Source organism: Pseudomonas sp. Seg1 (assembly GCF_018326005.1).
Classification (GTDB): Bacteria; Pseudomonadota; Gammaproteobacteria; order Pseudomonadales; family Pseudomonadaceae; genus Aquipseudomonas.
Map to the genome: position 1 here is coordinate 1,558,460 of NZ_AP021903.1, position 19,546 is coordinate 1,578,005.

General features: G+C 60.4%; 19 protein-coding genes. 11 read left to right on the top strand and 8 right to left on the bottom strand.

The annotated features are described in order from the left end of the window. Positions 1-3: 3 nt before the first annotated feature. A complete protein-coding gene (emhA, locus tag KI231_RS06820) occupies positions 4-1,161 on the bottom strand; it encodes an efflux RND transporter periplasmic adaptor subunit EmhA (protein ID WP_103307024.1) in 1,158 nt (385 codons plus the stop codon). Positions 1,162-1,428: 267 nt separating this feature from the next. On the opposite strand from emhA, the gene emhR reads away from it, so the two are divergent. After that, the gene (emhR, locus tag KI231_RS06825; RefSeq protein WP_103307022.1) at positions 1,429-2,061 is read left to right on the top strand and encodes an efflux system transcriptional repressor EmhR; all 633 of its coding nucleotides are present in this window, start codon (positions 1,429-1,431) and stop codon (positions 2,059-2,061) included. A 402-nt stretch (positions 2,062-2,463) separates the two neighbouring features. Here the strand turns inward: emhR and KI231_RS06830 are convergent, their stop codons facing one another. Genes KI231_RS06830 through KI231_RS06840 form a run of 3 tightly spaced genes read right to left on the bottom strand, consistent with a single transcriptional unit; the run spans position 2,464 to position 5,036 of the window. After that, positions 2,464-3,513 (bottom strand): alkene reductase, encoded by a 1,050-nt coding sequence (locus tag KI231_RS06830; protein WP_213027791.1) that lies wholly within the window; start codon positions 3,511-3,513, stop codon positions 2,464-2,466. Between the two features lie 30 nt (positions 3,514-3,543). After that, positions 3,544-4,710, bottom strand: coding sequence for an MFS transporter (locus KI231_RS06835; RefSeq protein WP_213027792.1), 1,167 nt, complete (start codon positions 4,708-4,710; stop codon positions 3,544-3,546). A gap of 5 nt (positions 4,711-4,715) precedes the next feature. Next, complete coding sequence (locus tag KI231_RS06840) at positions 4,716-5,036, bottom strand: ArsR/SmtB family transcription factor (protein ID WP_103307017.1); 321 nt, start codon at positions 5,034-5,036, stop codon at positions 4,716-4,718. Between the two features lie 171 nt (positions 5,037-5,207). Between KI231_RS06840 and KI231_RS06845 the strand changes: the two genes are divergently transcribed. Beyond that, a complete protein-coding gene (locus KI231_RS06845) occupies positions 5,208-5,786 on the top strand; it encodes an acyl carrier protein phosphodiesterase (protein ID WP_103307016.1) in 579 nt (192 codons plus the stop codon). Between the two features lie 125 nt (positions 5,787-5,911). Here KI231_RS06845 and KI231_RS06850 read toward each other — a convergent pair whose 3' ends face one another. Together KI231_RS06850 and olsB are read right to left on the bottom strand one after the other, a co-directional pair. Then, positions 5,912-6,703 (bottom strand): lysophospholipid acyltransferase family protein, encoded by a 792-nt coding sequence (locus KI231_RS06850; RefSeq protein ID WP_103307014.1) that lies wholly within the window; start codon positions 6,701-6,703, stop codon positions 5,912-5,914. Continuing rightward, positions 6,703-7,458, bottom strand: a complete 756-nt coding sequence (olsB, locus tag KI231_RS06855; RefSeq protein WP_213027793.1) for an L-ornithine N(alpha)-acyltransferase — start codon at positions 7,456-7,458, stop codon at positions 6,703-6,705. Before olsB ends, KI231_RS06850 begins: the two co-directional genes overlap by 1 nt. A 153-nt stretch (positions 7,459-7,611) precedes the next feature. Here olsB and KI231_RS06860 point away from each other — a divergent pair, with 153 nt between their 5' ends. From KI231_RS06860 to KI231_RS06880, 5 genes are all read left to right on the top strand, one after another. Continuing rightward, positions 7,612-8,490 carry an acyl-CoA dehydrogenase middle domain-containing protein gene (locus KI231_RS06860; protein WP_213027794.1) on the top strand — a complete coding sequence of 293 codons (879 nt, stop codon included), beginning with the start codon at positions 7,612-7,614 and terminating at the stop codon, positions 8,488-8,490. A gap of 181 nt (positions 8,491-8,671) precedes the next feature. After that, entirely contained in the window at positions 8,672-9,745 is a 1,074-nt protein-coding gene (locus tag KI231_RS06865) for a serine hydrolase domain-containing protein (RefSeq protein WP_213027795.1), read from the top strand. Beyond that, a complete protein-coding gene (locus KI231_RS06870; RefSeq protein WP_103307009.1) occupies positions 9,742-10,038 on the top strand; it encodes an amidase in 297 nt (98 codons plus the stop codon). The genes KI231_RS06865 and KI231_RS06870 overlap by 4 nt, the downstream gene beginning before the upstream one ends. Before the next feature lie 218 nt (positions 10,039-10,256). Then, positions 10,257-10,847, top strand: coding sequence for a YceI family protein (locus KI231_RS06875; protein ID WP_103307007.1), 591 nt, complete (start codon positions 10,257-10,259; stop codon positions 10,845-10,847). A 1-nt stretch (position 10,848) separates the two neighbouring features. Further along, positions 10,849-12,006 carry a phospholipase D-like domain-containing protein gene (locus KI231_RS06880; RefSeq protein ID WP_213027796.1) on the top strand — a complete coding sequence of 386 codons (1,158 nt, stop codon included), beginning with the start codon at positions 10,849-10,851 and terminating at the stop codon, positions 12,004-12,006. 133 nt (positions 12,007-12,139) lie between these two features. Here the strand turns inward: KI231_RS06880 and bglX are convergent, their stop codons facing one another. After that, complete coding sequence (bglX, locus tag KI231_RS06885; protein WP_213027797.1) at positions 12,140-14,431, bottom strand: beta-glucosidase BglX; 2,292 nt, start codon at positions 14,429-14,431, stop codon at positions 12,140-12,142. 262 nt (positions 14,432-14,693) lie between these two features. On the opposite strand from bglX, the gene KI231_RS06890 reads away from it, so the two are divergent. The 4 genes from KI231_RS06890 to KI231_RS06905 all read left to right on the top strand — a co-directional run bounded on the left by KI231_RS06890 (position 14,694) and on the right by KI231_RS06905 (position 18,275). After that, positions 14,694-15,302 carry a LemA family protein gene (locus KI231_RS06890; RefSeq protein WP_103307001.1) on the top strand — a complete coding sequence of 203 codons (609 nt, stop codon included), beginning with the start codon at positions 14,694-14,696 and terminating at the stop codon, positions 15,300-15,302. Between the two features lie 13 nt (positions 15,303-15,315). Then, on the top strand, positions 15,316-16,071 hold the full coding sequence (locus tag KI231_RS06895; protein WP_213027798.1) for a TPM domain-containing protein: 756 nt from the start codon (positions 15,316-15,318) through the stop codon (positions 16,069-16,071). A gap of 33 nt (positions 16,072-16,104) precedes the next feature. Beyond that, positions 16,105-16,722, top strand: coding sequence for a TPM domain-containing protein (locus KI231_RS06900; protein WP_103307434.1), 618 nt, complete (start codon positions 16,105-16,107; stop codon positions 16,720-16,722). Between the two features lie 335 nt (positions 16,723-17,057). Then, positions 17,058-18,275, top strand: a complete 1,218-nt coding sequence (locus tag KI231_RS06905; protein WP_213027799.1) for a class I SAM-dependent methyltransferase — start codon at positions 17,058-17,060, stop codon at positions 18,273-18,275. An 80-nt stretch (positions 18,276-18,355) separates the two neighbouring features. On the opposite strand, the gene KI231_RS06910 is transcribed toward KI231_RS06905, so the two are convergent. Then, positions 18,356-19,261, bottom strand: coding sequence for a DMT family transporter (locus KI231_RS06910; RefSeq protein ID WP_213027800.1), 906 nt, complete (start codon positions 19,259-19,261; stop codon positions 18,356-18,358). Positions 19,262-19,546: the final 285 nt, after the last annotated feature.

Below are 19,546 nucleotides of genomic sequence, written 5' to 3' on the forward strand. Positions count from 1 at the left end.
GGGTTACTCCCCTTTGCCGCCGGCGGCTTTGTCAGCTGCCTGTGCGGGGGCCGGGTTCTTTGCGCCGACATTGGTCGCTTCGGTCGGTTTGACCTCGGCACCGGGCTTGACGAATTGCAGGCCTTCGGTGATCAGACGATCGCCGGCCTTCAGTCCGTCTTCGATCAGCCACTGGCTGCCGACGGTGCGGCTGGCCTTGAGCTGACGCAACTCGACCTTGTTGTCCGGACCAACGACCAGTGCGGTCGGTGTGCCTTTGAGGTCGCGGGTCACACCCTGCTGCGGGGCGAGGATCGCGGCGCTGTTCACACCAGCCTGCAATTGGGCGTGGACGAACATGCCCGGCAGCAAGGTGTGATCCGGGTTCGGGAACACGGCGCGCAGGGTCACGGAACCGGTAGTCGGGTCGACCGATACTTCGGAGAATTCCAGCTTACCGTCGAGCTTGTACTGGCTGCCGTCTTCCAGGGTCAGCTTGACCGCTGCAGCGTTGTCGCCGGATTTTTGCAGACGACCGCTTTCCAGCTCGCGACGCAGTTCCAGCAGTTCAACCGACGACTGCGTGACGTCGACGTAGATCGGGTCCAGTTGCTGGATCACTGCCATGGCGTCAGTCTGGCCGTTGCTGACCAATGCACCTTCGGTGACCGAAGAACGACCGATACGGCCTGAAATCGGCGCGTAGACCTTGGTGTAACGCACGTTGATCTGCGCGCTCTGCAATGAAGCTTCCGATTGCAGACGGTTGGACAGTGCGGTGTCGTATTCCTGACGGCTCACAGCCTGTTCATCGACCAGTTGCTTGTAGCGGTCGGAGATCGATTTGGTCGAACGCAGGTTGGCTTCAGCGCTTTTCAGGGTCGCTTCATAGACCGATGGATCGATCTGATAGAGCTGCTGACCAGCCTTGACGTCGGCACCTTCCTTGAACAGACGCTTGAGAATGATGCCGTTGACCTGCGGTCGAACTTCAGCAATGCGGAACGCACTGGTGCGGCCCGGCAGTTCTGACGTGAGGGTAAACGCTTGTGGTTGCAGGGTGACGACGCCGACCTGAGGGGGCGGAGCGGCCGGTGCCGCTTCTTCCTTTTTACATCCGCTGAGCAGCGATGCCAGGGCGACGGCAGTGACCAGAGCGGTAACAGCTGGCTTGAATTGCATGAAGATCCTCGGGTCAGGCGCGCAAAAAACGCACAAGAAGTGTGGAAGGGTAAAAAAAGAGTGTCGGGTGGATAAGTAGCTTGCTAAGGAATATACTTACGTTCATGGTTGTTTGTAAACACCTTGGCCGCGTACCCACCCTGTTACAAAAGTCGTTGCAAGGTTCGAAATTGTAGGCCGGGGAGTCGATTCGCGAAGAGATCGCCCCCTTTTTATTCAGCGGATATTCAGCCATCCCTGAAACATCCTGTTTGAGGTTTTACTGCCATGGTCCGTCGTACCAAAGAGGAAGCTCAAGAAACCCGCAGCCAGATCCTGGAAGCGGCAGAGAAAGCCTTTTATGAAAGGGGCGTCGCTCGTACGACGTTGGCGGACATCGCGACCATGGCCGGTGTCACACGCGGCGCGATCTATTGGCATTTCAGCAACAAAGCCGATCTGGTCCAAGCCATGCTCGACAGCTTGCATGAGCCGCTGGATGAACTGGCAAAAGCCAGCGAAAGCGAGGACGAACTGGACCCGCTGGGCTGCATGCGCAAATTGCTGATTCATTTGTTTCATCAAGTTGCGCTGGATCCGAAGACCCGACGCATCAACGAAATTCTGTTTCATAAGTGCGAGTTCACCGATGAAATGTGCGATTTGCGCCAGCAGCGCCGGGCGGCCAGTCTCGATTGCAATCTGCGTATCGGGCTGACCCTGCGTAATGCGGTGAATCGCGGCCAGTTGCCGGAAGATCTCGACACTGCCCGTGCGGCCATCAGCATTCATGCCTATATCGATGGCCTCCTGTACGGCTGGCTGTTGGCGCCGGACAGTTTTGAACTGCATGCCGAAGCCGAGCGCTGGGTCGACACTGGGCTGGATATGCTGCGCCTGAGCCCCAGCCTGCGCAAATGAAAGAAAAGAGCAATTGGCGCAGCTTATGTCAACTGGCCTGCTTTTATAAACGTTTGAGGCGCGGAGTTTATACGTAGCGAGCTACGGATTTTGTAGGGAATTTGTGTCTCCTGTGTGAACGAATGTGCCTGCTTGCCCTCACCCAAGCCCTCTCCCTGAAGGAGAGGGGACTGACCGAGGTGTTCTTTCGAGATACACCGACCTGGGATATCAGGTCCAACTCCAGATCTGAAAAGCACACAGATCGGCTCCCTCTCCCTCGGGAGAGGGCTGGGCGGGCGGCGTTCCGATGAGGGGCTACTTAATCAGCCGCGCAATCAATCTCCAGGCGAACACAAAAAAGCCCCCGGCTCTCACAAGTCGGGGGCTTTTGCGTTTTTGCTGCTTTGTACTGAATAGCGCTTACAGCGTCGGGTAGTCGATGTAGCCGACCGGGCCCTTGGCGTAGAACAACTCTGGACGCGGCTCATTCAACGGCGCATCGGCCTGCAAACGTGCCGGCAGATCCGGGTTGGCAATAAACGGTACACCGAACGCCACCGCGTCAGCCTTGCCGCTGGCCAGCCACGCGTTGGCGCTGTCCTTGGTGAAGCGTTCGTTGGCGATGTACGGGCCGCCGAAGGCTTCTTTGAGTTGTGGGCCGAGGCTGTCGGCGCCTTCTTTCTCGCGGGAGCAGATGAACGCGATGCCACGTTTGCCCAGCTCACGCGCCACATAAGTGAAGGTTTCAGCCAGATTGTCATCGCCCATGTCATGAGCGTCGGCGCGCGGTGCCAGGTGCACACCGACACGGCCGGCGCCCCAGACGTCGATCGCCGCGTCAGTCACTTCCAGCAGCAGACGTGCACGGTTTTCCAGGGAGCCGCCGTAGTTGTCGGTGCGCTGGTTGGTGCTGGTTTGCAGGAACTGGTCGAGCAGGTAACCGTTGGCGCCGTGGATTTCCACGCCGTCAAAACCAGCGGCCTTGGCGTTCTCGGCACCGGTGCGGTAGGCGTCGACGATGTCGGCGATTTCAGCGGTTTCCAAAGCGCGCGGGGTCGGGTAGTCGGACAGTGGGCGCACCAGGCTGACGTGACCTTTCGCTTGAACCGCGCTCGGTGCAACCGGCGCTTCACCGTTGAGGTACGACGGGTGGGAAACCCGGCCGACGTGCCACAGTTGCAGGAAAATCTTGCCGCCGGCAGCGTGAATGGCTTTGGTCACGTTAGCCCAGCCGCGCACTTGATCGTTGGACCAGATGCCCGGGGTGTCCGGGTAGCCAACGCCCATTGGCGTCACCGAAGTGGCTTCGCTGAGGATCAGGCCTGCGGAGGCACGCTGTACGTAGTACTCGGCCATCAGCGCGTTCGGTACGCGGCCTTCGTCGGCGCGGCAGCGGGTCAGCGGGGCCATGATGATGCGGTTCGACAGCTCGACGTCGCCCAGTTTGATCGGATCGAAAATTGTTGCCATGAAATACAACCCTCGTAGTGAAGTGGTTAATCAGTTGGTCGCGGGGGCCAGCTCGGCATTGCCGTTCTGACGGAAAGTAATCAGGGTCACCAGCAGGGCGAGCACCGCCAGAGCGGCTGCGGCCAAAGGCACGCTGGTCAGGCCGAAACCGTGGGCGATGACGCTGCCGCCGACCCAGGCACCAAGCGCGTTGCCGACGTTGAAAGCACCGATATTCAGGGTCGAAACCAGGTTCGGTGCAGCCTTGCCGAAGGTCACCACGTTGATTTGCAGGGCCGGCACTGCCGCGAAGGAGGCGGTGGCCCAGAGGAACAGGGTGATTTCGGTCGGGATCAGCGCGACGCTGGTCCAGCTCAGCACGGTGGAGACCACCGCCATCGCCACGAACACGCCGATCAGCGTGGCGCCGAGGCGTTTGTCGGCCAGCTTGCCGCCGATGATGTTGCCGACGGTCAAACCGAGGCCGATCAACAGCAAGGTCCAGGTCACGCCTTTTGGCGAAACGCCGGTGACGTCGCCGAGCAACGGCGCGACGTAGGTAAAGAGGGTGAACATAGAGGCGGCGAACAGCGCGGTCATGCTCAGCGACAGCCAGATACCGGCGCCTTTGAGCGCGGCGAGTTCGGCGCGCATGTCGAGTTTTTCTTCGTCACGCTTGGCCGGCAGAAAGCGGATCAGACCGATCAGCGCGATCACACCGATCACGGTCACTGCCCAGAAGGTCGAACGCCAGCCGGCTTCCTGACCCAGTGCAGTGCCCAGCGGCACGCCGAGGACGTTGGCCAGGGTCAGACCGGTGAACATCAAAGCGACCGCCGAGGCGCGTTTGTTCGGCGCTACCAGACCTGCCGCGACCACCGAACCGATACCGAAGAACGCACCGTGGCACAGGGCAGTGACGACACGGGCGAACATCAGCACGTTGTAGTCACTGGCCAGCGCACAAAGCAGGTTGCCGATAATGAAAATGCCCATCAACGCAACCAGTGCAGCCTTGCGCGGCAATTTGGCGGTGGCCAGTGCCATGAACGGTGCACCGATGGCCACGCCCAGGGCGTAACCGGTCACCAGCCAGCCGGCGCCGGGAATCGACACACCGAGGTCGGCCGCCACATCGGGCAGCAGGCCCATGATGACGAACTCGGTGGTGCCGATGGCGAAGGCGCTCAAGGCCAGAATGAGTAGCGAGAGGGGCATTTGAATCAATTCCTTGTGGGAGCGCTGAGCTCTTTGACGATGGCGTCGAGGAACGCCTGAATCACGTCCTCGTTGCGTTTGAAGAAGTGCCACTGACCGGCCTTCTGGCTGCTGATCAACCCGGCGCGCTGCAGGGTGGCCAGGTGCGCCGATACGGTCGACTGCGACAGGCCGCAGCGTTGGTCGATCTGCCCGGCACAGATGCCGTACTCGTGGTTGTGGATCTGTTCCGGAAACTGGGCTTTGGGGTCTTTCAGCCAGATGAGGATGTCTCGCCGTACTGGGTGTGCCAGGGCTTTTATTATTTCGTCGAGGTCGATGTTCATGGCTTGGGGCTCGTGATGTCTGTAGCGCTATATCGCGATGAGGCGAACTTTAAATCGGTACTTCGCGATATACCAATATGAATTTGATCTGACGACCGCATAAATCGGTATATCGGGTTATAACGATACGTTGGGTGTAGCGATGAAAGCGCGCAGTGCTAAGCTGCGCCCATGAACTATCTCGCACATTTGCACCTCGGTGGCCAGCGCCCCGAGCAATTACTCGGCAGTCTGTATGGCGATTTCGTCAAAGGGCGGCTGCAAGGGCAGTTTGCGCCGCAGGTTGAAGCGGCGATTCAACTGCATCGACGGATTGACGTGTTCACCGATCGCCATCCGTTGGTGGACATCGCGCTTGGGCGGTTTTCCGCGACTCGACGGCGGTATGCCGGGATCGTCCTCGATGTGTTTTTCGACCATTGCCTGGCGCGGGACTGGCGCTTGTATGCCGATCAACCGCTGGAGCAGTTCACCGCGGACGTCTATCGGGTGCTGTCCCGTGAACGGCAATTGCCCGAACGCCTGGCGAAGATCGCCCCGCACATGGTCGCCAATGACTGGTTGGGTTCGTACCGCGAGTTTGAAGTGCTGGAGCAGGTGTTGCGCGGTATCTCACGGCGGCTGACGAAGCCGGAGGAACTGGCAGGGGCAATGCAGGAATTGCGGCGGTTGTATGAGCCGTTAAGTGAGGACTTCGCGTTGTTCTATCCGCAATTGCAAGACTTCGCACAATCTTCAACAACACCCTGAATCCCTGTGGGAGCTGGCTTGCCAGCGATGGCGTCGGCACATTCAACAGTCGTGTCGGCTGGTCTACCGCTATCGCTGGCAAGCCAGCTCCCACAGGGGCCGAGGGTGATTTTAGCGTTTGTATTTCAGGCGGCGATGGCCGGGCGCATCGGGGTTTGTTGCTTTTCCGGAATCGCGCCAAACAACGCCTTCTGCACCGCCTGCTGTGCGTCAAACGCCAGCGCCGCACGCTCCCGGCCCTGGCAGGCAATCGGCTTGAGCAGATGCACTTCGACATCGCCGCAATCGTTGCTGAACAAACGCATCAGGTGCGACAGCAGATCATCGTCACCAATGAACGGCGCCAGCGAATCGATCTCACCGTCGCGCAAATAACGAATCGCCACCGGTTGCAGCATCACCTCCGAATCAATTGCCGCCGACAGCAGGCGACCGTGAAACGTGCGCAGCGAGCGCCCGTCCGTGGTCGTACCTTCCGGGAACATCAGCAGCGAATGATCGCTTTGCAGGTGACGGGTCATCTGCTTGCGGATCAACTGACTGTCGCCCGAACCGCGACGGATGAACAGGCTGCCAGCCTTCGCCGCGAGCCAACCGGCCACCGGCCAGGTACGCACTTCGGCCTTGGACAGAAACGACAACGGCGTGAGCATGCCCAGCAGCGGGATATCGGTCCACGACACATGGTTGCTGACCCACAGCATCGGCTGCTTCGGCAATTCACCGTGAACTGTCACGCGAAAGGGCAGGGCGTTGCTCAGGCGCGCCATAAAAAACCGCGACCAGCGCTGGCGACGCTCCATCGAATGCGCCAGGCCAATCCGTTCAAACACACCGAAGACGCTGGCCATGCTCAAGCCCAGCGAGACCACCAGCAGCACTCGCGCAATCCGCGCGTACACCCGCAACCGGCTCATCACACGGCCGCCTTGAAATGCTTGGCGTAGCGCGGGCAGAGTTCGTCGCGTTTGAGCAGGATGAACACGTCTGCCACCTGGAAGTCTTGGTCCCAGCACGGCTCGCCACAGATCTTCGCGCCCAGACGCATGTAGGCCTTGAGCAGCGGTGGCATCTCCGCAATCACGTTGGAGGGGATATCCAGCGTCGGCAGCGGATTTTTCGGTTCGGCGCGTAAATGCTCGGTGCACAGATAACGTTCGCGCAGGCGTTGCATGATCGCGTGAGCCTGAATGCCGCCGTCCTGCATCGGGATGCTCGCGCAGCCCATCAAGTAGCTGTAGCCACCCTGATTCAACACTTCGGCCAACTCCCCCCAAAGCACGGCGATGGTGCCGCCATTGCGGTAGGCCGGGTCAACGCAGGTGCGGCCGATTTCAAGGATCGGGCCTTGTAGATGAGCGAGGCCGTGCAGGCTGAATTCTTCTTCGCTGTAGAACTTGCCCAGGCTGCTGGCGGCGGTGTGATCGAGCAAACGGGTGGTCGCCACCAGGCGCCCGGTGTTCAGATCACGCACGCCGATGTGGCTGCAGTGAACATCATAATCATCCATGTCCAGACCCAGTTCCGCGCCTTTCAGTTTGGCGTTGAACTCGCCACTGAAAACGCTGAAGCGCAAGGCCTGGGCTTGCTGCAAGGCCTCGGCGCCGATCAGGCGTTCGGCTTGCAGGCGGCGTTCATTGCCGGTGTCGCTGATGCGGGCGATCTGAGTCATGTGAATCTCCGTACGGGCCTTTAACCCGTCGTGGGTTGCAGCCGATCGACTTTCTTTATGCAGCCGTGTTGTGCAAAGTCAGGCTATGTAGCCCCGGTGTCATCGCCATGAACCTTTGGTGATGCTTATATGACAGCCCACAAGGAGCCTCTTATGCCCTGGCCAGATCTGCTGCACAGCCGTGAACGATTGCCCGCCGTTGCTGACCTTGCCGAAGGTTTTGCGACGTTGTTGCATCAACTGGGCAACGTCACGCCGTTCCAATTGGCTGCCGCGGGCGGGCGGCGGATGGCGACGCCGGGGCTGGCATTTCTGGTCGGTTATCAAGCGGCGTTGCGCATGTTGTGGCCGAGTGCGCCGCTGAGCCTGGGCGCGTTGTGTGCGACCGAACAGCGCAGCTTGCGCCCGGCGGACATGCAGACGCGGTTGAGCGATTTGCGTCTGAGTGGGCGCAAGGACTTTGTCACCGCTGGTGATGCGGCGGACTGGTTATTGATCGCCGCGCGCAGTGAGGAACCCGGCGAGGCACCGCAACTGAGCCTGGCGGTGGTGTATCCCGGCGAACCCGGCGTGACCGTGGAAAAGCTGCCGGCACTGCCGTTGATGCCGGACATCAGCCACGGTCGCTTGCACCTCGACGGCGCGATGTGCGAACTGCTTGCCGGCGACGGTTGGGACGCTTACGTCAAACCGTTTCGCACCCTTGAAGATGTCTATGTCTTGAGCGCAGTGACCGCGTGGCTGTATGGCGTCGGGCAGGACAGCGACTGGCCGCAGCAACTGCAATTGCGCTTGCTCGCGCTGTTGGCCGGGTGTGCGGAAGCGAGCCGGCAGCCGCCGAACAATCCGCCGGGGCATGTGTTGCTCGGTGGGTTGTTTGCGCAGTTTGAATCGCTCAAGACCGAAATCGATCAGGCGCTGGCCGCCAGTGATCCCGAGTGGGCGGCGATGTGGCAGCGCGATCAGGGCGTGATGCAGTTGGCGGCGGGGGCTCGGGCCAAGCGGCTGGCCAAGGCTTTGGCGGAGGCCTGACTGGCCCCATCGCTGGCAAGCCAGCTCCCACAGGGTTCTTTAGTGGATACAAATTTTGTGAACACCTGTGCAACCTGGGGGAGCTGGCTTGCCAGCGATGGCGGTTTCATGAGCAACAAAAATCGCCAATCTGTCATCAACCCCGACTAGGCTCAGCAGGTTCATTTCCAGAGCCGTCACCATGTTCAAAGGCCTGTCGCTGTTTCTGCTGCTGCTCAGCTTTACCGTTCAAGCCGAGCAATGGCCCGGCGAACAATGGCCGGTCGGCCCCCGGATCACGGCGGTTGAAGATCTGCAGAGCTATGCCTTCCCGACTCGCGATGACACTACCCGCAAAGGCGTCCGCACCGATGCCCTGCTGATCATCCGCGACGGCCAGATCATCTACGAACGCTACGCCGGCCCGACTACCGAACTGACTCCGCACCTCACCTGGTCGATCAGCAAAAGCCTGATGGCCAGTGTGCTCGGCGTGGCGTATGGCGAAGGCTTGTTCAAGCTTGAAGACCCCGCCGTGAAGTTTTACCCGGCGCTGCACAAACACCCGGCGATCAAAATAGCCGACCTGCTGCACTGGGCCTCCGGCATCGACTGGCAAGAAGATTACGAATACGCCCCGCTGAAATCTTCGGTGGTGGCGATGCTGTATACCCGTGGCCACCGCGACATGGCCGCGTTCACTGTTGATCACGACAGCTACGCGGCGCCGGGGCAGGCGTTCCGTTATTCCAGTGGCGACAGCAACCTGCTCGCGGCCGCGTTGAAAACCATCGTCGGCCCGCAGCGTTATCCCGACTATCCATGGACGGCGCTGTTCGAACCGTTGGGCATTCGCCACGCCGTGTGGGAAACCGATGCCAGCGGCACGTTTGTCGCGTCTTCCTACGCCTACCTGACTGCCCGGGATCTGGCGCGGGTCGGTCTGTTAATGGCTCGCGACGGGCGTTGGCATGATCGGCAATTGCTGCCCAAGGACTGGCTCGCCTTTAACCTGAAACCTTTCAACGGATACAAGGCCCATCAGGACGAAGCCGTCCCCGGTGGCCAGTGGTGGCTCAATCGCCCGGCGGATGGCGCGCCGTCACCCTGGCCTGACGCCCCGCCCGATACTTTCGCCGCACTTGGCCATTGGGGGCAGGCGCTGTACGTGATTCCCAGCGAGAAAATCGTGATCGTGCGCTACGGCGATGATCGCGACGGCAGCTACCGCCACAACGAATTGCTCAAGCGTGTGCTGAAGGCGGTGCAGCCATGAAGCGCTTCTTGCTGGTGCTGCTTGTCGTGCTGCTCGGCTGGGGCGTCTACGAACGGGAAAATCTGTGGGCCTTTCCGGACATCATCAGCGCCTACACCGCCAAGGAATATTGTTCCTGTCGGTACGTGATGAACAATGACGCCGAGTATTGCCATGGCTACGTAAAACAATGGCTGCCGACCAGCCAATTCACCGATGACAGCACCCGCAAAACCATCACCGTCAGCGGCATGGGCCGCCACAACAGTGCGCAATGGCAAAGCGAGCGTCAGGGCTGTCGCCTCGATCCCTGAGCACACCCAATCCCCCTGTGAATAGAAGCCCCTGTGGGAGCTGGCTTGCCAGCGATGACGGAGTGTCAGTCACACATGTACCGCCTATGCCGGCGCAATCGCTGGCAAGCCAGCTCCCACAGGGAGTTAATCAATCGGTGGATTTGCGGTGATCGAGTTTGCAATAACCGTGGGGGCGGTTAAGGTTCGTGCAGGTTTATCGGCCCCACGAGTGTTCAATGTTCAACCGCTCCCTCTTCACAACCCTGTCCAGCCTGCTGCTGGCCGCCGCTGCGCTGCCGGCGCAGGCCAATTGGTATCTGGACGGCGAGTCGTCGCGGCTGTCGTTTGTCAGCACGAAAAACGCGCATATTTCCGAAGTGCAGCGCTTTCTGGTGCTGCACGGCAAGGTCGACCCCAACGGCCGCGCCGAGGTTGAAGTCGAACTGGACTCGATCAACAGCGGCATCCCGTTGCGTGACGAACGCATGCGCAAGGAGCTGTTCCAGATTGAGCAATTCCCTGAAGCCATCATCACTACGCAAATCGACCTGCGCCCGATCAACGATCTGGCCCCCGGCGCGCAACTGGAATTGCGTCTGCCGCTGACCGTCAACCTGCACGGCAAGCAACACGAATACCCGGCCGAGCTGTTGGCGACTCGTCTGGATGACCGACGTTTTCAAGTGGTGACGCTGGAACCGCTGGTGATCAACGCCGAGGATTTTGACCTCGTCCCGGGTCTCGACAGCCTGCGCAAACTGGCCGACCTGTCGGCCATCAGTCTGTCGGTGCCGGTGGGTGCGGTGCTGATTTTCACGGCGCGCTGACATGCGTGGCGCAATCTTCCCGTGGCGTGACGGCAACCGCTTCGAACTGTTGATCGACGGCCCGCAGTTCTTCCCGCGCATGCTGGTGGAGATTGCCCGTGCCGAAGAACAGGTCGAGCTGGAGTTGTATCTGGTCGAGGCCGGAGCCTGCGCCGAGGCCGTGGTGCAAGCGCTGGTGCAAGCCGCCGAACGCGGGGTGCGAGTGCGTTGCCTGTTCGATGATTACGGCAGCCTCGCGTTTACCCTCAACCTGCGTCAGCGTCTGATCCATGCAGGCGTCGAACTGCGCTTCTACAATCGGCTGAACTGGCGGCGCTGGGTCGGCAACTTCTATCGTGATCACCGCAAATTGCTGCTGGTCGATCAGCGTCTGGCAGTGGTCGGCGGCACGGGTGTCACCGATGAATTCTGGACACCGGATCAAGACACCAGCGAATGGCACGAGGTGATGGTGGAAATCACCGGCCCGCTGGTGCTCGACTGGCAGGTGCTGTTCGACCGTCAGTGGAACGCCAACCGTCATCGACGGGCATGGAAGCCGTCGGCGCATGTCGGTCTGCCACGCTTGCCCAAGATGCCGGACATGGGCGAGGGCATGGGCCGTGTGGCCTACGCCGATGCGCGCCAGCATCGCGACATTTTGCAGTCGCTGTTCCGCGCCTTGAACAGCGGGCAGAAACGCATCTGGATGGCTACGCCGTATTTCCTGCCAACCTGGAAGATTCGCCGCTCCCTGCGCAAGGCTGCCGCGCGTGGTGTCGATGTGCGTTTACTGCTGACCGGGCCGCGCACCGATCACCCGTCGGTGCGTTACGCCGGGCATCGTTACTACCCGCGCCTGCTCAAGGCTGGCGTGCAGATCTTCGAATACCAGCCGTGTTTCCTGCACCTGAAAATGGTCCTGGTGGATGACTGGGTGAGCATCGGCTCGTGCAACTTCGACCACTGGAACCTGCGCTTCAATCTGGAGGCGAATCTTGAGGCACTGGACCCGTCGTTGACGGCAGCGGTGGTCGCGAGTTTCGAGAAGGATTTCGGCTTGAGTCAGCAGGTCAGTCTGGAGGAATGGCAGAAGCGGCCGTTGTGGCGGCGGGTGAAACAGCGGATTTGGGGTTGGGTGGATCGGTTGGTGGTCAACATCCTCGATAGACGCGGGTAACCCGACCCCCAAAAATCATTGTGGGAGCTGGCTTGCCAGCGATGAGGCCATCACATTCAACATCTTAGTTGACTGTCAGGCCGCCATCGCTGGCAAGCCAGCTCCCACAAGTTTTATGTGTTGCCTGAAAAAATTACAGCAACTCAAAGCTCTGCTGCGTCACGTCCTGCGAATCCAGGCCGATCTGCACGTTGAACTTGCCAGGTTCTGCCGCGTACTTGAGCTGGGCGTTGTAGAACTTCAGGTCATCCTCGGTGATGGTGAAGTGCACGACTTTCTGTTCGCCGGCCTTGAGCATGATTTTCTGGAAGTTCTTCAGCTCTTTTACCGGGCGGATCATCGAACCGGTGACGTCCTGGATGTACAACTGCACCACGGTTTCGCCGTCACGCTTGCCGGAGTTCTTCACCATGACGCTGGCGTCGAGCTTGCCGGTGGCGTTCAGCGTGGTCGACGACAGCGCCATGTCGCTCAGGGCGAATTGGGTGTAGCTCAGGCCATAACCGAACGGGAACAGGGGACCGGTGGTGTCATCGAAATACTGCGAGGTGTAGTTGCCCGGTTTGCCCGGCGTGAACGGCCGGCCAATGCTCAGGTGGTTGTAGTAGGTCGGAACCTGGCCCACGGAACGCGGGAAGGTCACCGGCAGTTTGCCCGACGGGTTGTAATCGCCGAACAGCACGTCAGCGATGGCGTTGCCGCCCTCGGTGCCGCTGAACCAGGTTTCCAGGATCGCGTCAGCCGACTGGTTTTCTTCGAGGATGGTCAGTGGGCGGCCGTTCATCAGCACCAATACCAGCGGTTTGCCGGTAGCTTTCAACGCACGGATCAACTCGCGCTGGTTTTCCGGGATGTTCAGGTCGGTACGGCTGGAGGATTCGTGGGACATGCCACGGGACTCGCCGACGGCTGCGACGATTACGTCGGCGTCCTTGGCGGCTTTCACCGCTTCATCGATCAGCACATTGGCCGGACGCGGGTCATCGACCACTTCCGGGGCGTCGAAGTTGAGGAAGTTCAGGTAGTCGAGGACCTTCTTGTCGCTGGTGATGTTGGCACCACGGGCGTAGATCAGGTTCGCTTTGTCGCCGATGAGTGCGTTCATGCCGTCGAACAAGGTCACCGATTGTGCTGGACGCCCGGCGGCAGCCCAACTGCCCATCATGTCGATCGGTGCCTTGGCCAGCGGCCCGACCAGTGCGACTTTCGCGTCTTTCTTCAGCGGCAGGGTGTCGTTCTGGTTCTTCAGCAGGACCAGACTGCGACGCGCGACCTCACGGGCCTCGGCGCGGTGCAGACGGCTTTCGGCGTAAGTGTCGGCCGGATCATCCTCGGCCTTGCCGATGCGCAGGTACGGGTCCTTGAACAGGCCCATGTCGTACTTGGCGGCGAGCACTTCGCGCACCGCGTTGTCGATGTCCTTCTGTTCGATCTCGCCGGACTTGAGCAGCCCCGGCAGCTCTTTGCCGTACAGGGTGTCGTTCATGCTCATGTCGATGCCGGCTTTGATCGCCAGCTTCGCCGCTTCACGACCGTCGCGGGCGACACCGTGCTTGATCAGCTCGAAGATCGCCCCGTGGTCGCTGACCGCCAGGCCTTTGAAGCCCCAGTCCTTGCGCAGCAGATCGTTCATCAGCCAGGTGTTGGCGGTGGCCGGAATACCGTTGATCGAGTTCAACGCGACCATCACGCCGCCGGCGCCGGCATCAATCGCGGCGCGGTACGGTGGCAGGTAATCCTGGTACATCTTCACCGGGCTCATGTCGACGGTGTTGTAGTCGCGGCCACCCTCGACCGCGCCATACAAGGCGAAGTGTTTGACACTGGCCATGATGCTGTCGGCGGCGCTCGGGGTCTCGCCCTGATAGGCCTTGACCATGACTTTGGCGATGCGCGAGGTCAGGTAGGTGTCTTCACCGAACCCTTCGGAGCTGCGGCCCCAGCGCGGGTCGCGGGAGATGTCGACCATCGGCGCGAAGGTGATGTCGAGGCTGTCGGCGGCGGCTTCTTTGGCGGCAACGCGCCCCGACTGGCCGATGGCGTCCATGTCCCAGCTTGAAGCCAGAGCCAGTGGAATCGGGAAAATCGTACGGTGACCGTGGATGACGTCGTACGCGAAAAACATCGGAATCTTCAGGCGACTGCGCATCGCCGCGTCCTGCATCGGACGGTTTTCCGGGCGGGTGATCGAGTTGAACGTGCCGCCGATATTGCCGGCGGCGATCTCTTTGCGGATCAGCTCGCGGGGCATTTCCGGGCCGATGCTGATCAGGCGCAACTGGCCGATTTTCTCGTCGAGGGTCATTTGCTTCATCAGGTTGCTGATGAACGCATCCTTGTTTTCCAGGGGTACCGGGGTCGTGGCGGCCAGTACTTGATGACTGGCCAGGCTGACGAACAGACCCAGCAAACACAGCTTCTTCATGAATATTTTTCTCAAGGGCCCAAACGGCAAATGCGATGCCGGCCAGCCAAAAGTTAGGGAGCGACTATTGTTGTTCGGGTACAGGCTCAAACAAGCAGAGCCAAAAACGGCAGCCGACACTTGGCAGCATGATCACGCAGGGCACTTTTTAGCCCATTGCCCCGTCGTAATCCAGCGACGCGGCCGATTATGCCCCAAGAGCCGGCCGAGAATGTTTCGCACCCGGTTTTTATAATGAAATGTGCCAAGGAGCATCACCGCGATGAATGTCAGTCCAACCTATCGCTCGCGCTTGCAGGTCGCCACGCTGCTAGTGCTCGCCACGCTGCTGACGGCGTGCGGCATCAACAACATCCCGACCCTCGACGAGCAGGCCAAAGCGGCATGGGGCCAGGTGCAGAACCAGTACCAGCGCCGGGCCGACCTGATCCCCAACCTGGTGGAAACGGTGAAAGGCTACGCCAAACATGAAGAGGAAACCCTGACTGCCGTGATTGAAGCGCGGGCCAAGGCGACCTCGATTCAGGTCGATGCCAGCACCCTCGACAACCCGGAAAAACTCAAGCAGTTCCAGCAGGCGCAGGACCAACTGACCGGCGCGCTCAGCCGTCTGATGGTGGTGTCCGAGCGTTATCCAGACCTCAAGGCCAACCAGAACTTCCTCGCCCTGCAATCGCAACTTGAAGGTACGGAAAACCGCATTGCCGTGGCGCGCCGCGATTTCATTCTGGCGGTACAGAAATACAACACCGAGATTCGCACCTTCCCCGGCCGTCTCTGGCACAGCGTGATGTACAGCGACTTGCCGATTCGCGAAACCTTCGAAGCCACCACGCCCGGTGCGGAAAAGGCCCCGGAAGTGAAATTCTGATCCGGGGTTGCCCATGCGCGTATTGAAGATGGGCCTGGTGCTGATGCTGTGGCTGTTCGCCGTCAGCGCCCGGGCCGAGTTGACGTTCCCGGCGCTGAGCGGGCGCGTGGTGGACGAAGCGCAGATGCTTGAACCCTCGGTGCGCGCGCAATTGAGCCAACAGTTGCAGGCCCATGAACAGGCAACCGGCGAGCAATTGGTGGTGGTCACGCTGCCGGATCTGCAAGGCACTACCATCGAGGACTTCGGCGTTCAGTTGGGGCGGCACTGGGGCATCGGCCAAAAAGACAAGAACAACGGCGCGCTGCTGATCGTCGCCCGGGACGAGCGCAAATTGCGCATCGAGGTCGGCTACGGTCTTGAGGATCGGCTGACCGATGCGCAGACCTCGGTGATCATCCATCAAGTCATCACGCCGGCCTTCAAGAGCGGCAATTTCAGCAAGGGCATCAGCGACGGTGTCGCGGCGATGCTGGTGGTGTTGGGCGGCAATCCGCTGGACGAGCCGTCGACGGTTTATGAGTCGAGCGGTGATCCTTCAGACGACTTTATTTCCCGACACCCGGCGTTGTTCGTGTTTCTGGTGATGTTGTTCATCCTGACGGTGTTTGTCTGCCAGATGCTCGGTATCCTTCCCGCCGGCCGTGGCGGCTCCGGTGGCGGCGGTGGTTTCGGCGGTGGCGGCGGATTTGGTGGCGGCGGTGGAGGCGGGGGCTTCAGCGGCGGCGGGGGCAGTTTCGGCGGCGGTGGTTCGTCGGGCGGCTGGTGAGCACATAACAATAACGATCAGGCACTTTTCGACATGGCATTACTGACTGAACACGAACAACGCAAAGTCGCCGAGGCAATCGCCCGGGTCGAGCGCGACACCGACGCCGAACTGGTCACGGTGCTCGCGGCGCGCGCCGACGACTACGCGTACATCCCGCTGCTGTGGGCCAGTCTGCTGGCGCTGGTGGTGCCGGGCTTCGTGCATTACCTGACCGGGTGGCTGACTCTGCGCAGTCTGCTGCTGGTGCAGTGGGGGCTGTTCATTGTGCTGTGCCTGCTGTTTCGTCTGCCGAAGATCACCACCCATCTGGTACCGCGCCGTGTCCGGCACTGGCGCGCATCGAACCTGGCGCGGCGGCAGTTTCTCGAACAGAACCTGCATCACACGGTGGGCAGTACCGGGATGCTGATTTTTGTTTGCGAGGCGGAAAGGTACGTGGAGATTCTGGTGGATGAGGGCATTTCCAGACGGCTGGACAACAAGAGCTGGGATGCAATTGTCGCGGCGTTTACCGAGCAGGTCCGGCAAGGGCGCACGCTGGAAGGGTTTGTCAGCTGTATCGAGGCGTGTGGAGAACTGCTGAAAGTGCATGTGCCGGTGACGCAGGTGAGGAATGAATTACCGAATCGGTTGATTGTGCTGGGGTAAGGCCTGGATTATTCGTCGATGCAGAGATCCAGCCCCTCACCCCAGCCCTCTCCCGGAGGGAGAGGGGGCCGATCGAGGTATCTGGCGCTCGACATCGACCTGTGGAACCGAGTCGATTATGGATTTGAAGCAAAACCTTCAAACCTGAGTTCGACTCGGTAATTCAGGTCGGCGTAACTTGTGAAAACACCTCGGTCAGTCCCCTCTACCTCTGGGAGAGGGCTAGGGTGAGGGTGCTTCTGACAACCGTTGGGTAAATAAGAGCGTGTCCCCAACCCCCATCCCCCCTAAAATACCGGCCATTCCCGATTTCGCCTGCCCGAGGCCGCTTGTCCATGTCCGTTACCGCCCCTTCCACCAAACCCACGCCAGACCACCACGCCCAGTTCATCGAGCTGCTGCAAACCAGCCTCGAACAGAACGGCTTCATCAAACTGGTGCTGGCCAAATACGTCGGTGAAGAGGCTGATCTGCAGCGGGTCATCATCAAATCGGTGACAGTCAAGGCGCAGCCGAATCTGTCGTTCGTCTATCGCTACAAGACCCGCGACATCACCAAGAACCTGCCGCTGAGCGAAGGCGTGGCGACGATTGCCGCGCTGTTGCCGACCTCGTTCAAAAACGCGCACTTGCTGGCTGTGACTGACGAAGCGCAGCTGGAATACAGCAAAAAGGGCAAAGCTTCGCTGTTCAAGAGCAAACCTCAGCAGTTGCGCGAAGCGCCGTCCGCCGAGCACAACCGTGAGAAAAACCGTTTCCTGGAGTTGAGCCGACCGTTCCTCAAGGACCTGGGCGTGACCAACGCCCAGTACGAGTTGATCCCGGCGATGTCGCGCAAGTGGAAGCAGATCAACAAGTTCATCGAAGTCTTCAGCCATGCCCTGACCTCGTCGCCGCTGGCGCTGGACAAACCGGTGCGGGTGGCGGATTTCGGTTCGGGCAAGGGTTACCTGACGTTTGCGATTCACGATTACCTGCGCAACACCCTCAAGGCCGAGGGCGAAGTCACCGGCGTCGAGCTGCGCGAGGAAATGGTCAACCTGTGCAACGCTGCGGCGGCGAAGCTCGATCATCCGGGGCTGGTGTTCAAGTGCGGTGACGTGCGCAGCGTCGCGCCGAGCCAGCTGGACGTGATGATCGCCCTGCATGCCTGCGACATCGCCACTGATTACGCGATCCACACCGGTATCCGTTCGGGCGCATCGATCATCATGTGCTCGCCGTGCTGCCACAAGCAGATCCGCCTGCAAATCCAGAGCCCGGCGCTGCTCAAGCCGATGCTGCAATACGGTCTGCACCTTGGTCAGCAGGCGGAAATGGTCACCGACAGTTTGCGTGCATTGTTTCTGGAAGCCTGTGGTTACGAGACCAAGGTGTTCGAGTTCATCTCGCTGGATCACACCAACAAGAACAAGATGATTCTGGCGGTGAAACGTGCCGAATCGGTGGACCCGGCGCAGTTGTTGGTGAAGATCGAAGAGTTGAAGGCCTTCTACAACATCAGCGAACACTGCCTGGAAACCCTGCTGCGCGCCGACGGTTACCTGGCCTGAGCCAGATCCTGTGGCAGCGACGGTGCGACGACTCGACCTGCTCGCGAAAGCGCACTGACAGTCAACGATGATTCTGTCTGTTACGGCCCCTTCGCGAGCAGGCTCACTCCCACATTTGATTTCACCGCGGTCTTGCGCCCGAGCATGACGGTCGCAATCACGCCGCAGGCAAACACCCAGGTGATTGGCTCGACATGCTCGCCAAAGAACAACGCCGAAAAGGCGATGGTGAAGAAGATCTGCAACAACTGGATCTGACTGACCCGGGCAATGCCGCCCATGGCCAGCCCGGCGTACCAGGCGAAGAATCCTAAAAACTGCGAAAACAACGCCACATAGCCAAACGCCCACCAGGTCTTGGCGGACACCGCCCCTTGATGCTGCAGCGCCAGGTACAAAACCGGGCCGATCAACAAGGGCGTCGACAGCACCAGCGCCCAGCAGATCACCTGCCAGCCACCCATCTCCTTGGCCAACCGGCCACCTTCGGCGTAGCCCAGCCCTCCGACGGCAATCGCGCCGAGCATCAACAAGTCACCAGCCTGAATACTGCCGGCACCGGTGTACAACGCATAACCGAGCACCAACGCACTGCCCAGCGCCGCGCAGGCCCAAAAGGCTTTTGACGGGCGCTCGTGGGACAACCACGCGGCATACAGGGCCACGCACAGCGGTTGCAAGCCGTTGACCAGCGCTCCGTGGGACGCCGGCAAGGTCTGCATGGCCCACGCCGACAACACCGGAAAACCGAGAATCACCCCGGCGATCACCAGGCTCAGGCCTTTGATCTGTTTCCAGGTCGGCCACTTTTCCCGTCGCCACAACAACAGCAGCGCCGCCGGAATCGCCGCGAACAGCGCCCGGCCGAGGCCGTTGAGCAGCGGATGCAGTTCCTGCACGACGATGCGGGTGAAGGGCAGGGTGAGGCTGAAGATCACAACCCCGAGCAGGCCGAGGGCCATGCCGGTGTTTTCGCGCGAGGACATGAGGGGGACCGGAATTGAAGGTGGCTGGGAATGACCTTCATAAAGCCATAAACCGCAGCGTTCGGGCTGCTACAGCTAGGCACAGACTTATCCGTACAGTTGGGTAGTCCCTGTGGCGAGGGGATTCATCCCCGATCGGCTGCGCAGCAGTCGTAAATCCTGAATGTATGGTCTCAATGACAGACCGCATGGGGCCGCTTCGCAGCCCAACGGGGATAAATCCCCTCGCCACTGAGAGTGTGTAGTAGTCAGTTATTACCTGGCCCTGCGGATAAGGTCTACCTT

Excerpts from the sequence above, each read along its gene's own strand:
- emhA (WP_103307024.1), bottom strand. The coding sequence starts at position 1,161 with ATGCAATTCAAGCCAGCTGTTACCGCTCTGGTCACTGCCGTCGCCCTG.
- emhR (WP_103307022.1), top strand. The coding sequence starts at position 1,429 with ATGGTCCGTCGTACCAAAGAGGAAGCTCAAGAAACCCGCAGCCAGATC.
- KI231_RS06830 (WP_213027791.1), bottom strand. The coding sequence starts at position 3,513 with ATGGCAACAATTTTCGATCCGATCAAACTGGGCGACGTCGAGCTGTCG.
- KI231_RS06835 (WP_213027792.1), bottom strand. The coding sequence starts at position 4,710 with ATGCCCCTCTCGCTACTCATTCTGGCCTTGAGCGCCTTCGCCATCGGC.
- KI231_RS06840 (WP_103307017.1), bottom strand. The coding sequence starts at position 5,036 with ATGAACATCGACCTCGACGAAATAATAAAAGCCCTGGCACACCCAGTA.
- KI231_RS06845 (WP_103307016.1), top strand. The coding sequence starts at position 5,208 with ATGAACTATCTCGCACATTTGCACCTCGGTGGCCAGCGCCCCGAGCAA.
- KI231_RS06850 (WP_103307014.1), bottom strand. The coding sequence starts at position 6,703 with ATGAGCCGGTTGCGGGTGTACGCGCGGATTGCGCGAGTGCTGCTGGTG.
- olsB (WP_213027793.1), bottom strand. The coding sequence starts at position 7,458 with ATGACTCAGATCGCCCGCATCAGCGACACCGGCAATGAACGCCGCCTG.
- KI231_RS06860 (WP_213027794.1), top strand. The coding sequence starts at position 7,612 with ATGCCCTGGCCAGATCTGCTGCACAGCCGTGAACGATTGCCCGCCGTT.
- KI231_RS06865 (WP_213027795.1), top strand. The coding sequence starts at position 8,672 with ATGTTCAAAGGCCTGTCGCTGTTTCTGCTGCTGCTCAGCTTTACCGTT.
- KI231_RS06870 (WP_103307009.1), top strand. The coding sequence starts at position 9,742 with ATGAAGCGCTTCTTGCTGGTGCTGCTTGTCGTGCTGCTCGGCTGGGGC.
- KI231_RS06875 (WP_103307007.1), top strand. The coding sequence starts at position 10,257 with ATGTTCAACCGCTCCCTCTTCACAACCCTGTCCAGCCTGCTGCTGGCC.
- KI231_RS06880 (WP_213027796.1), top strand. The coding sequence starts at position 10,849 with ATGCGTGGCGCAATCTTCCCGTGGCGTGACGGCAACCGCTTCGAACTG.
- bglX (WP_213027797.1), bottom strand. The coding sequence starts at position 14,431 with ATGAAGAAGCTGTGTTTGCTGGGTCTGTTCGTCAGCCTGGCCAGTCAT.
- KI231_RS06890 (WP_103307001.1), top strand. The coding sequence starts at position 14,694 with ATGAATGTCAGTCCAACCTATCGCTCGCGCTTGCAGGTCGCCACGCTG.
- KI231_RS06895 (WP_213027798.1), top strand. The coding sequence starts at position 15,316 with ATGCGCGTATTGAAGATGGGCCTGGTGCTGATGCTGTGGCTGTTCGCC.
- KI231_RS06900 (WP_103307434.1), top strand. The coding sequence starts at position 16,105 with ATGGCATTACTGACTGAACACGAACAACGCAAAGTCGCCGAGGCAATC.
- KI231_RS06905 (WP_213027799.1), top strand. The coding sequence starts at position 17,058 with ATGTCCGTTACCGCCCCTTCCACCAAACCCACGCCAGACCACCACGCC.
- KI231_RS06910 (WP_213027800.1), bottom strand. The coding sequence starts at position 19,261 with ATGTCCTCGCGCGAAAACACCGGCATGGCCCTCGGCCTGCTCGGGGTT.